The sequence below is a fragment of the Roseateles aquae genome, from assembly GCF_032337115.1.
GTDB classification, from domain to species: Bacteria; Pseudomonadota; Gammaproteobacteria; order Burkholderiales; family Burkholderiaceae_C; genus Roseateles_C; species Roseateles_C aquae.
Map to the genome: position 1 here is coordinate 122343 of NZ_JAVXZY010000005.1, position 11672 is coordinate 134014.

General features: G+C 66.1%; 10 protein-coding genes and 1 pseudogene. 1 reads left to right on the forward strand and 10 read right to left on the reverse strand.

Features of this window, described 5'->3' with window-relative positions:
• Positions 1-79 precede the first annotated feature (79 nt).
• From ruvC to RQP53_RS13535, 7 genes are all read right to left on the reverse strand, one after another.
• Positions 80-628, reverse strand: coding sequence for a crossover junction endodeoxyribonuclease RuvC (ruvC, locus tag RQP53_RS13505; protein WP_315650850.1), 549 nt, complete (start codon positions 626-628; stop codon positions 80-82).
• Between the two features lie 156 nt (positions 629-784).
• Positions 785-1195, reverse strand: a complete 411-nt coding sequence (locus tag RQP53_RS13510) for a GFA family protein (RefSeq protein ID WP_315650851.1) — start codon at positions 1193-1195, stop codon at positions 785-787.
• A gap of 22 nt (positions 1196-1217) precedes the next feature.
• Complete coding sequence (locus RQP53_RS13515) at positions 1218-2210, reverse strand: phosphatidate cytidylyltransferase (RefSeq protein WP_315650852.1); 993 nt, start codon at positions 2208-2210, stop codon at positions 1218-1220.
• A gap of 9 nt (positions 2211-2219) precedes the next feature.
• Positions 2220-2846 (reverse strand): lysophospholipid acyltransferase family protein, encoded by a 627-nt coding sequence (locus tag RQP53_RS13520; protein ID WP_315650853.1) that lies wholly within the window; start codon positions 2844-2846, stop codon positions 2220-2222.
• A gap of 145 nt (positions 2847-2991) precedes the next feature.
• The gene (locus RQP53_RS13525; RefSeq protein WP_315650854.1) at positions 2992-4617 is read right to left on the reverse strand and encodes a GMC family oxidoreductase N-terminal domain-containing protein; all 1626 of its coding nucleotides are present in this window, start codon (positions 4615-4617) and stop codon (positions 2992-2994) included.
• Complete coding sequence (locus tag RQP53_RS13530; RefSeq protein WP_315650855.1) at positions 4614-5144, reverse strand: hypothetical protein; 531 nt, start codon at positions 5142-5144, stop codon at positions 4614-4616. Before RQP53_RS13530 ends, RQP53_RS13525 begins: the two co-directional genes overlap by 4 nt.
• Before the next feature lie 13 nt (positions 5145-5157).
• Positions 5158-6567 (reverse strand): coniferyl aldehyde dehydrogenase, encoded by a 1410-nt coding sequence (locus RQP53_RS13535; protein WP_315650856.1) that lies wholly within the window; start codon positions 6565-6567, stop codon positions 5158-5160.
• A 359-nt stretch (positions 6568-6926) separates the two neighbouring features.
• On the opposite strand from RQP53_RS13535, the gene RQP53_RS13540 reads away from it, so the two are divergent.
• Positions 6927-7583: a PEP-CTERM sorting domain-containing protein gene (locus RQP53_RS13540; RefSeq protein WP_315650857.1), complete on the forward strand. Its 657-nt coding sequence runs from the start codon at positions 6927-6929 to the stop codon at positions 7581-7583.
• An 82-nt stretch (positions 7584-7665) separates the two neighbouring features.
• Here RQP53_RS13540 and RQP53_RS13545 read toward each other — a convergent pair whose 3' ends face one another.
• The 3 genes and pseudogenes from RQP53_RS13545 to RQP53_RS13550 form a co-directional block, all read right to left on the reverse strand.
• A complete protein-coding gene (locus RQP53_RS13545) occupies positions 7666-9060 on the reverse strand; it encodes an InlB B-repeat-containing protein (RefSeq protein ID WP_434064097.1) in 1395 nt (464 codons plus the stop codon).
• A 354-nt stretch (positions 9061-9414) separates the two neighbouring features.
• Positions 9415-9615: pseudogene (locus tag RQP53_RS24770) on the reverse strand (YncE family protein); the annotation flags it as partial.
• Entirely contained in the window at positions 9612-11615 is a 2004-nt protein-coding gene (locus RQP53_RS13550) for a hypothetical protein (RefSeq protein ID WP_315650860.1), read from the reverse strand. The gene RQP53_RS13550 and the pseudogene RQP53_RS24770, both read right to left, overlap by 4 nt.
• Between the last annotated feature and the right edge of the window lie 57 nt (positions 11616-11672).

An 11672-nucleotide genomic window follows, 5' to 3' on the forward strand; every position in this document is an offset into this window, starting at 1 on the left:
CCAGCTTGGGCAGCGTCGTCCGCCTGGATTGGGGCCCTTGGAGCCCCTCTCGCACAGACAGACGTACTGTTAACAGGCCCTAGTAGGTTCTGCCACCCTTGAACTGTGCATGCTGACGGCGCTGCAGCGTCGTGCTCCTGCCCATGGCCTCGAAGGACACCCGGGCATGGGCGTGCATGATGGCCAGGCCCAGGGCGTCGGCAGCATCCTTGCCCGGCTCGCCAGGCAGGTTCAAGAGTCGCTTGATCATCGCCTGGATCTGCTCCTTTTTCGCATGGCCATGGCCGACGATGGCCTTCTTCATCTGCAGCGCCGTGTATTCGGACACCAGCAGCTCGCAGGACACCAGCGCCGTCAGCGCCGCACCGCGTGCCTGGCCGAGCAAGAGCGTTGATTGCGGATTGACGTTGACGAAGACGATTTCAACCGCCGCGCACTGGGGCTGGTAGCGCGCATGGATCTCGCGGATGCCGTCGAAGATGATCTTCAGCCGCGCGGGCAGATCGCCGGTGGCGACCGCGCTGGTCTTGATCGTGCCGCTGGCGACATAGCTGAGCCGCGGACCATCGGCATCGATGATGCCAAAGCCCGTGGTCTGCAGGCCGGGGTCGATGCCGAGGATGCGCATTCAGCAGGGCTCGCGGGTGACGGTGGAAGAAACGGCTTCGGCGCAGGCTCGGGTCGGAGAAGCGGACCCGAGCCTGCGCTGTGCGCTTGTCAAAACCGTGGTTTGTGCGCCGGTGTTCATGCCACGAGTGTCGCAGCTGTTGGCAGGCACGCGGCTTCAGCGCCCGGGCTCGCTGCCGTCGTAGCGCGGCAGGGCGGCGTCCAGCTCGTCCCAGCAGGCACGGGAGCTGACGAAGTTGTGCGATATCGGGCGCTCGGTGATATCGGAGTCCAGGATGCCCAGGCGCAGGCGCAATCGCTCGGGGTCGTCGCGGTTGGAACTGAAAAGCGGCGAGGCGCAGATGCCGCAGAAGTGGCGTAACCGGCCGGCCTTGACTTCGTAGCTGCGGATGCAGTCCTCACCCTGGCTGATGCGCAGGCCGCTGCGGCTGATGAAGCCGTTGGTGGCGTAGGCGGTACCGCTGGACTTGCGGCAGCGCGAGCAGTGGCAATGGATGATGGCATCGATGCCGCCGCTGATCTCCAGGGCGACGGCGCCGCACAGGCAGCTGGCGAGGTAGTGGGGCATGGCGTGAGACGGGCGAAGTTGACTACAGCGGCAGCTTGAAATACCAGCGCACCGAATGGAAGAACACCGGCGCGGCAAAGCACATCACGGCAATGCGGTCGAGCAGGCCGACGGCGCCGGTGATGGAGCTGCGGTTGCCCCAGTAGTGCACGCCGGCATCGCGCTTCAGGGCCTTCATCACCAGCGCGCCGAAGCTGCCGGCGCCGGCCGCGATGAAGGACATCACCAGCGCCTGCCCGGCCTTGAAGGGCGTGATCCAGTACAGCAGCGTGCCGACCACGGCCGCCGCCAGCACGCCAATCCACCAGGCCCGCATCGAGAAGGAGCGGCTGATGCGCCGCGCCACCGGCCGGCGGCGCAGCATCCGGGTGGCCAGGTACTGGGCGATCTGGCCGCTGCCGACCACCATCACCAAAAAGAACAGCAGGAAGGCACCGCGGCCCTGGTAGCCGGGGAACTCCAGCAGCAGCAGGGCCGGCGCATGCGAGAGGCCGTAGACGCAAACCATGATGCCCCACTGGATCTTGGCATTGCGCTCCAGAAAGCGGGCCGGGTCATCGGCCAGCGCGCTGACCACCGGAATGGCCAGAAAGCCATAGACCGGGATCAGCACCGAGAAGATGTCGAAGTGGCGCGTGCCGACCAGCACATACTGCAGCGGCAGGATGAAGAAGAAGGCCAGCAGCAGGCTGCGGTGGTCACCACGGCGGGTGTGCAAGAGGGTGATGAACTCGCGCAGCGCCAGGAAGGACAGCACGCCGAACAGCAGCGTCGCGCCGACCGGGCCCGACACCCAGGCGGCCCAGAACAGGCTGGCGAAGACCCAGACCATGTTCAGCTCATGGCGGAAACGCTGCCAGCCGGCCCACCAGGCCTCGTCGTCGTCGCCGCGTTTCTTCAGCGAGAAAAGAAAGCTGCCGATGCTGGTCAGCATCAGCGCGCCGAACAGCAGCACGAACAGGAAGGCAACCTGCTCGCTGCTGTTCAGGGATTTGAGCCAACGCAGTGCGGTCATCGCATCAACTCACTTCCAGCCATTGGGCTTGAGCCCCATCACCGCCTCGCGGGCGCGGGCGAGGAAGGCGCGCTTGTCCTCCCCCGGCTGCAGCTGCATCGGCGTGCCGAAGGTGACCGTGCACAGAATCGGCACCGGCACGACCTCGCCCTTGGGCATCACGCGCTGGACGTTGTCTATCCAGGTCGGAATCAGCCGCGCCTGCGGGAACTGCTCGGCCAGGTGGAAGAGCCCGGCCTTGAAGGCCTGCGGCTCGCCCTTGTTGGAGCGCGTGCCCTCGGGAAAGATGACCAGCGAGTCGCCCTTGGCCAGCGCCTCGACCAGCGGCTCCAGCGGGTCTTCATCCGGCGTGCTGCGGGTGCGGCTGACGTAGATGGCGTTGAACACATTGCTGGTCAGCCATTGGCGCAGCGGCGAGCCGGTCCAGTAGTCACGTGCCGCGATCGGCCGCGTCTGCACCCGCAACTCGCGCGGCAGTGCCGCCCAGATCAGCACCCAGTCGAAATGGCTCTGGTGATTGGCGAAATAGATGCGCTGCTCCGCCTTGGGCGGACAGCCTTTCCAGTGCCCCTGCGCGCCAGTGATCAGGCGCGCCAGAAAGGCCAGGAACAGGCCCGTGGAGTTGGCGAGAGACATGGGGGAATGGTAGCGCTGCCAGTGCCTTGCTGGCATGACGAAACGGCGCCGCGACGTGCGACGCGCAAGGTCTGACCCCAGCACCGCCCGCAGGCGGTACCGGGCACAACACGGATTGGGGCCCTTGGAGCCCCTTTCGCACAGCCTAGCCCAGCGCTGCTGCGTCCTTGCCTGTCAGCCGCTTGATCAAACCGGCGCTTAGCCGTGCGGCCTGGCTGTAGACCGACATCTGCGGGTTGGCGCCGATGCTGGTTGGGAAGATGGAGCCGTCGTGGACCGACAGGTTCTTGATCTGCCAGTGCTGGCCGTCGGGGCGGACGACGCCGCGCTTGGCGTCGGCCGCCATGCCGCAGCCGCCCATCACGTGGGCGCTGCCCACCGTGGTGATGTAGGGCTTGTAGGGCAGGGCGGCGATGGCCTCGCGGGCCTCGGCCCAGCTGGCGTAGTCGCGCGCCAGCTCGTGGGCCGGGCGCACGGTCTTGGCGCCGGCGGCGAACTGGATTTCGGTCATCGTCAGGTGGGCGCGGCGGGCGCCGTCGAGCAGATAGGGCGTCAGCGCATAGTCGAGCACGGCGCTGCCGTCGCTCTTGAGCTTGACGCTGCCGCCGCTGGCCTCGGGGTGGAAGCCGTCACGCAGCAGGCCGATCAGCACGCTCATCTGCGGGAAGTCCTTTGCCCGTGCGACGAGTTCCTTGCCCATGCCGCCCAGATTGGTCATCGCAAAGCCGGGATGCACGGGCGCGGTCTCCAGCTTGTAGCCGATCGGGCCGTCGATGGCCTGGGTGTGCAGGAAGTGGTCGGAATAGACCGCCAGCGGCGCGCCGGCCCAGCCGTTGACCGGCTCGGGCATCTGGCCCGACACCGCGACGGTGGGGTGCAGAAAGGTGCGTTTGCCGAGCAGGCCATGCGGATCGGCCGCCTTGGAGCGCAAGAGCAGGGCCGGCGAATTGATCGCGCCGCCGGCGACGACGAAATGCTTGGCGCGCAGGCGCAGCGGCGCGCCGCTGGGTGTGCCGTCAAGCAGGATGGGCTGGGCGATCAGCGCGCTGGCGGTATCGCCATCGAACTCGAAGCGCTCGGCGCGGGTCTGCACCAGCAGCGTGGCGCCGAGGTCCAGTGCCGCGGGGATGGTGGTCACCAGCATCGACTGCTTGGCATTGGTCGGGCAACCGAGGCCGCAGGAACCCAGATTCCAGCAGCCCTTGACGTTGCGGTTGATGCTGGGCGCCTTGAGGCCTAACTTCTCAGAGCCGCGGCGCAGCACGCTGTTGTTGCCATTCGGTTCGGTCAGCCATTCGCTGATATTGAGCCGGCGCTCGACCTGCTCGAACCAGGGTTTCATCTGCTCGCCGCCGACCTCGCTGACGCCAAAGCGTTCGGCCCACCAGGCCAGTGTCTCGGCCGGTGTGCGGAAGGAGCCGGCCCAGTTGACGGTGGTGGAGCCGCCCACACAGCGGCCCTGCAGAATGGGCATGCTCTGGTCGGCGTTCTTGCGTGCGCCGGACTCCTGGTAGAGCTGGCCATAGGCATCGGTCTCGCGCTGGCGGAAATCGCTGCTGGAGCGCAGAGGGCCTTCCTCGACGATGACGATCTTCAAGCCGGCGCGGGCCAGCATCTCGGCGCTGATGCCGGCACCTGCACCGCTGCCGATGATGACGACATCGGCCTCCAGCGTGGCCGGCAAGGTCCCCAGGCCTTGCGCAGCGGCGCCGCCCAGCACCTTCCAGCCGCGGGCCAGGCCCTCCTTGATCGGGTCTGCAATGCTGCTCATGGCATCTCTCTCGGTCCGGGGTAGCCGACCAGGGCCCAGCTGGCCGGGTCGGTGAAGAACACCAGGGTGTTCAGGTCACGCAACGCGTGGTAGATCTGTTGGCGCACGTCCAGCGTCGACAGGCTCATGGTCTTCAGTGTGGCCTGCACCTCGGCGGGCGTGGCGCTGGCCCAGTCGCTGGCCAGGCCGGTCAACGCCAGGCGGCCGCCGCTGCTGCACAGCAGCGCCAGCACCTGCGAGAGCTCGGCGCGCAGCGCTGGTGGCAGGCCGGCCAGGGTGTCGTTCAAGCGCTTCATGTGCGCATCGAGCCGGGCCTCGCGGGCGGCTGCGTCGGCGGGCAGCAGGCCCTCGAACACCGCGGCGGCGACGGCGCGCATCAGGCTGCTTGCCGGCGCCGAGAGCCGGCCTTCCACCAGGCCGGGCTTGAGCAGCGCGACACCGGCGCCGGCCACGCCGAGCAGCACGGTGGCGCCCAGGCCGAGCTTGAGCAGGCGGCGGCGTTGGATCAGGGGAGTGTTTGCGGTCATGGGGGATGGATGCTCAGCTGATGCGTTTCAGGAGCGCGAGCAGGCGGTCAAAGGTCTTGCCATAGGGCGGGTAGAACAACGCGGTGCCGGCGAAGCGCGATTGGATGAAGACCGGCTTTTCCTTGCTGAAGGTGCGGAAGCCCCATTCACCGTGGTAGCTGCCCATGCCGCTGGCGCCAACGCCGCCGAAGGGCTGATCTTCCTGGCCCAGATGCCAGATGCAGTCGTTCACCGTCACGCCGCCGGCGTGGCTGTGGGCGAGCGCATGGTCGCGCGCGGCGCGGTCGTTACCGAACCAGTACAGGGCCAGCGGCCGGTCGTGGCGGTTGATGTAGGCGAGCGCCTCGTCGGGCGTGTCGTAGGCGACGATGGGCAGCAGCGGGCCGAAGATTTCCTCGCGCATCACCGCCATCTCCTCGTTCACATCGAGCAGCAGATGGGGCGTGAGCTTGCGGCCTGTCATGGCCTCCTCGTGCGTGGGCAGCAGCTGCGCGCCGCGCTCGCGGGCGTCGGTCAGCAGGCCTTGCAGGCGGGCGTGATGGCGCGGCGTGGCGATGGCGCTGTAGTCGGGGTTGGTGTCCAGCGTCGGGTAGAGCTGGCGCATGGCCTGCTGCAGCGCCTCGGCCAGCGGGGCCACCAGCTCGCGCGGCGCCAGCACATAGTCGGGCGCCACGCAGGTCTGGCCGGCGTTGAGCAGCTTGCCGAAGGCCAGGCGGCGGGCGGTGAGCGCCAGATCGCAGCTGCGGTCGATGAGGGCCGGCGACTTGCCGCCGAGCTCCAGCGTCACCGGGGTCAGGTGTTGCGCGGCGGCCTGGGCGACCAGGCGGCCAACCGGCGTCGAGCCGGTGAAGAACAGGTGATCGAAAGGCAGTTGGGTGAAGACCTTGCCGACCTCGGCATCGCCGATGATGACCTGCATTTCCTCGGGCTTGAAGAACTCGGCGACCATGCGCGCCATCAGCAGCGAGGTCTGCGGCGTCAGCTCCGAGGGCTTGATCATCACCCGGTTGCCGGCCGCCAGCGCGGCCAGCGCCGGCGCCATCGCCAGGTAATAGGGGTAGTTCCAGGGCGAGACGATGCCAACGACGCCGAGCGGCTGGCGCAGCAGCCGGTTGCTGGCCGGCAGGTACTGCATCGCGGTGGGCATGCGGCGCGGCTTCATCCACGAGCGCAGGTGACACAAGGCATGGTTGACGCCACTCTCGACGGTGTACACGTCCGCCAGCAGCGTTTCCTGCGGCGCACGATGGCTGAAGTCGGCGGCGATGGCCTCGGCCAGCTCGGTCGCGTATTGGCGCGTCATCGCGCCCAGTCGCTGCAGGCGATCGCGGCGCACCGCCAGGCTGGGGCTCATCTCGGCCGCAAAGGCGGTGCGCTGCTGCTCCAGCACCAGATGCAGGCGCTCCTGAAGCGATTGGTTCATGTCTTGTCTCCGCCCTTGTTCTCGGCCTTCTCAGCCCGCGTGCCGGCGACGCTCGCTGGCCCGCAGGTTCTTGGCTTTGAGGCTACCCCCAAAGCATCGACCACGCCAAGCGTGTTGGCCCTGGGCTAGAGGAATGCATCTAACGCGGCTGTGTCACGGTGGTGACAGGCTGACAGTTGCCACTTGTGTGACCAAAGCCGCGTTTGGCCCAGCCTTCCCCCCGGTGTGTGGGCTGGGCGCTAGGGGCGGGCTGGCAACAATCAAGTCCATTGGCGCAAGCGCTTGCCAGTCGCCGACGAGCAGCGTCAGCCGGCGTGAGCGCCGTCCTCGACATCCACCATCCAACCGGAGCCCATCCCATGAAGAAGACCATTGCCGCAGCCACCCTTGCATTGCTGTCCCTCCAGGCTGCGGAGGCGGGCGTGGTGTTCGCCAATCCGACCAATGCGGCCAATGGCAATTGCGTGTTCAGCACGACTTGCGCCGCCTCGGTCGGTGCGGGCAATGACTACGCCGCCCAGGCCTTCACCCTGAGCAGCGCCACCACGCTGACCGGCGCCTCCTTCACCGCCTTCGTGCGGTTCGGCTCAACCCAGCCCAGCGCCGCCAACTGGATGTTCTTGCTCGGCACCGCCGGTACGCCCGGTGCAGTGCTGGCCTCGGGCCAGGGCAGCGTGATCAACTCGCGCCAGTCGGTCGGCAGCAACTACGGGCTCGACCTGGTCGAAGAGGGCTTCAGCCTGCCGTCCATCAGTCTGGCAGCAGGCAACTACTTCTTCGCCGTCCAGGCCGTCTCGAGCGACTTCCAGACCTATCTGGCCACGGCCAATGGCGGTGGCGCCTTCGAAACGCACAATGGTGGCGTGAACTGGTCGAGCACCTACGCTGGCAACAGCGCCGTCGCGGTCAGCCTGTTCGGTGCCGACGCCGCCCGTTTGCCCGAGCCGACCAGCCTGGCTTTGGTGGGGCTGGCCTTGGCCGGCGTGGCGTCAGTCCGGCGCCGCAAGCAGGGCTGAGCGCTTCCAGCCGACACAAAAAAGCCCCAGTTCACTGGGGCTTTTTCCTTGGCACGGCTGAGGCCTGTGCCGACGTTCCCGCTCAGTTGCCCGGTTTGTAGATCATCACGTCCTGTGTGGTGCTGTTGACCAGCACGAACACGCCGCGCTTGCCGCTCCAGCGGAAGCGACCGTAGGTGCCCCAGTTCTGCTGGGCACCGGGATCGTCGCCGGTGCCGGCCGCTGTCGACCAGGCCTGGGTTTGCGGATCGTAGACATAGACGTTGCGGCCGCCGCCCCAGGCATAGAAGCGATCGCGCGAGTCGGCGTAGGCGAAGCCGGGGCGCGTGCCGATCTGGTTTGGCGCCGTGCCGCTGGCCGTGATCTGCGTGTACCCGGTCTTGGCCTGCAGGCTGGCGGTGTTGTTCAGATCAAAACGGCGCAGTGCATAACTGCCGTCGGCCAGTGAGGCCAGCGCATACATGTGGTTGCGCTGGCGGTCGATGTCGGTGCCGCCGCCGGTCTCGTAATTGACGTAGCCGTAGCGTTGGAACTGGCGCGTCGCGGTGTTGTAGGCGGTGATCGGCGCACCTTCGGCGGTCAGGTACCAGACCAGGCCCTTGGCATCGACAGCAACCTGGCCGCGGCCGTAGACATCGGCCGGGCGTCGCGCCACCCGCTCCCACAGCCGCGTCTGCGGGTCAAGGCAATCGATGCCGAAATCGTCGACTTGCGCGCCAGGATAGGCGCCACCGCCGTAATAGCAGTAACGGTCGTTGACCGTGTCAACGAACACCTTGCCATAGGTGTGATCCGAGCGCGGCTGCTGCAGATTCAGTTGCGACACCACCGGCTCGACAAAGCACTTGTCGTAGTCGACATAGGGCTTGCCGGCCATCATCACCGAGGCCGGCAGGTTGATGTTGGCGCTCTTGGGGTAGTAGCCGCAACTCTCGAGGCGGCTGTCGTTCCAGCCCGGCCCCGGGTTCGCGCCGTCGGCGCCGGCCGACATCTCGGTCAGGCGCTGCCACTTCATCACCGCCAGATCAAAGGCAAACACGTTGTTGTACCAACTGTCGCTGTGCCCGCCGCCATAGACGATCATCCGATCGCGCTTGTCGTCGTAGGCGCCGCCACTCCAGGCGGTGATCACGTTGGCGCAGAAATAGGCCTGGTAGGGGCTGGGGCAGACGTCCTTCATCTGCGTGCTCGGCAGTGCCTTCCAGGAGTTGGCAGGCATGCCGGCAATCAGCGCATCGACCGCGGCGTTGCGCAGATCGGCCGGCACAAACCCGGCCGTGACTGAACGGGCCTGGCTCAGCGTGACCGTGCACTGTGTCTGCGAACCGGCACAGGCGCCGCCCCAGCCATCAAAGACCGAGCCAGCTGCGGGCGTGGCCTGCAGTGTGAACGTGGTATTCGCCGCCAGTGTCGTGCTGCAGTTGCTGTTGCAGACCAGGGCCTTGCCTGTGACCGTGCCGCTTCCACTACCGGCCATGAAGACGCTGAGCGTGTAGCTGCTCGGCGTAGGCGTGGGCGTAGGCGTAGGCGTAGGCGTAGGCGTAGGCGTAGGCGTAGGCGTAGGCGTAGGCGTGGGCGTGGGCGTGGGTGTGGGTGTGGGTGTGGGTGTGGGTGTGGGTGTGGGTGTGGGTGTGGGTGTGGGTGTGGGTGTGGGTGTGGGTGTGGGTACAGGGACCGGTACCGGTACCGGTGTTGGCACAGGCGTCGGTACCGGTGTTGGCGTTGGTGTTGGAGTCGGCACAGGCACCGGCACCGGCACCGGCACCGGAATAGGCACAGGCACGGGAACCGGTACCGGGACAGGTACTGGTGTCGTGCCGGGGCTAGGCTCGGGCGATGGACTCGGCGTAGGCGTAGGCGTAGGTGCGGGCGCGGGAGCTGGTGCTGGTGCTGGTGCTGGTGCTGGTGCTGGTGCTGGTGTAGGCGCAGGAACTGCCCCAGGAATCAAAGGGCTGCCGCTGCTGTTGCCGCCGCCACCGCAGGCGCTCAGCGCCAGCCCGAGGGCGGCGATCAGGGGGGTGCTTCGTTTCATGCGCCACTCCAGGGGCGCAATGCCCAGACCGGGTTGTCCTTGGCGTCGTTGATAAAGCCTTGCCAATTGGGAGCTGTCACCATCCGGCGGCGGCCATCTGCCGCTCCAATTGCACCGTGCTCGACTGCGTACACCAGTGCGGGTTGCATATTGCCCCAGTAGCTTGTCGCCGTCGGGAAATAGGACCCTCGCAGCTGATCACTGGCGGCAGCAACATTGGCTTTTCCAAGGGTCGCGACATAGATTTGGCCCCAGTCGCTGTACCAGGGGCCCTTGCCGGTTACCCAGTCGGCCGAGTCGCTCGGCGCGAGCATCATGAGGAATTGCGCGGCGTCACAGTAATGGTACGACTTCGAGTCGCCTGGCACGCCGAGGCGACCGACCACGCTCTGGGCCTTCCAGGCAAAAAATTCGTCGAGTTTCTTCTTGACGTCGGCAGCCAGAGGCAGTCCCACCGCCTTCAAATAGCCGAAAGCACCGGTCAGAAAGTCCTCCATCCAGATCGCATGTTCGTATTTGCCACTGTTGGCGTTGTAGTCTGTGTATGGCGCGCAAATTCCCTGAGGATTGTTGGGCATGGCCACGTAGTTAGCGTGGTAGTAGTTGATGTTGTTGCTGATCATGTTCAGCAGTTCGCGCTGAACGTCTGGTTCAGCGTCAGGTGTGGCGACGGCTGCCTGCGCCAGGGTACGTATGCTCCACGCGGCGCCTCGGGTTGTATTCGCACCGATATTGGGCGGCAGAACGCCCAGCGTGCCCATTCGCGTCAGATTGCCTTGCTTCAAAAACGTCAGCGCAGCGGCATGCTGCACCTGCTGCGCATAGAAGTTCCAGCCGCTGAGCAAGTAGGCGAGATAACCAATGGACGGTGCATGAGATGTTGCCCAGACTGGCGGCGCCACGCCAGTGGGGGTCGGGGTATACAGGTATTTGCTGCTTGCTCCCGCACTGGCGATGGCGCTTGTCTCACCGCCGGCAACAACCAAGTCAGGATAGGACGAAAACGCCAAAGGTTTGTTGGTGCGTTGGTCACGATAAATCACCGGGTAACGGGCAGCGGCCAAGCCGTGCGCCAGCACGGCGTCACGCGCTCGCAGATCGCCGTTACTTGCCAGATAAACCACATCCCATTCCGGCAGCAGACCGATGGTCGGGGAGTAGCCGCCCGAGCCCATGCCGACCGGGAAACTCAGCAGAGCCTGGGGTTGGAAGGTACGGGGCTGGCGCTCGATGGTCGCGTTGTTGACGCCACTGAAGTAGCTGGGCACCAGACGTGTTGACTGCAGATAGGCAACGTCGTGTGTCATCTCCGCGAATCCAGTGGATGAAACGCGGTAAGGCAGTGGTGCGCCATTGATGGCCGCGACACGGGTGTGATTCGGTACCGTCAGCGCCTGCGAGAGTTGCTGAACGCCATTGATCGAGAAGCTCAAGGTGCCATCGAAACTGCTCGGCCCTGGCACATCCAGCCAGCCGTTTTCCAGCCAAGGCAGGATCTCAATGTCGCCGCCAGCATGCACGCGGACCTCGAACCAGGCTGACAAATGCGCATGACCACCGATCGGCGAAAAATACAGCCAGGAAGATAACGAAGGACCACTGAACAACTGCCTCACCCGGCCTGCCGTGTAGCGACCGTTTTGCAGGCTCGATGCGGTACCGACCAATGTTCGCAGCGACACACTGCCGAAGGGCGCGAAACTGAGCTGCGCATCGAACTGGGCCAAGGCGTTTTCAGTTAGCAGGGCGCCCGCGGATGCCGATGCGTTGGCAACACTCAATGTCACGCGTTTGGTTTCCCCAGCGGCCAGCAGTGCTCGGCCGGACAGTAGGGCGAAGCGCAAGCTGCCATCCGGCCAGCGGTTCAGCACGCTGACTTGGAAGTCGACCAGATCACTGGTCGGGATTTTGCCAGCCGGTACGTCACCAGCCCGGAAGGCTTGCCCCCCGCTAAAGGCCTTGAGTCCTGCCGAACCGCGATTGGTCAAGGTGACGGCCATGCTGCCCGTCGGTGTGGGCCCTGGCGCAGGTGTCGGAGTTGGCGCAGGCCCAGGTAC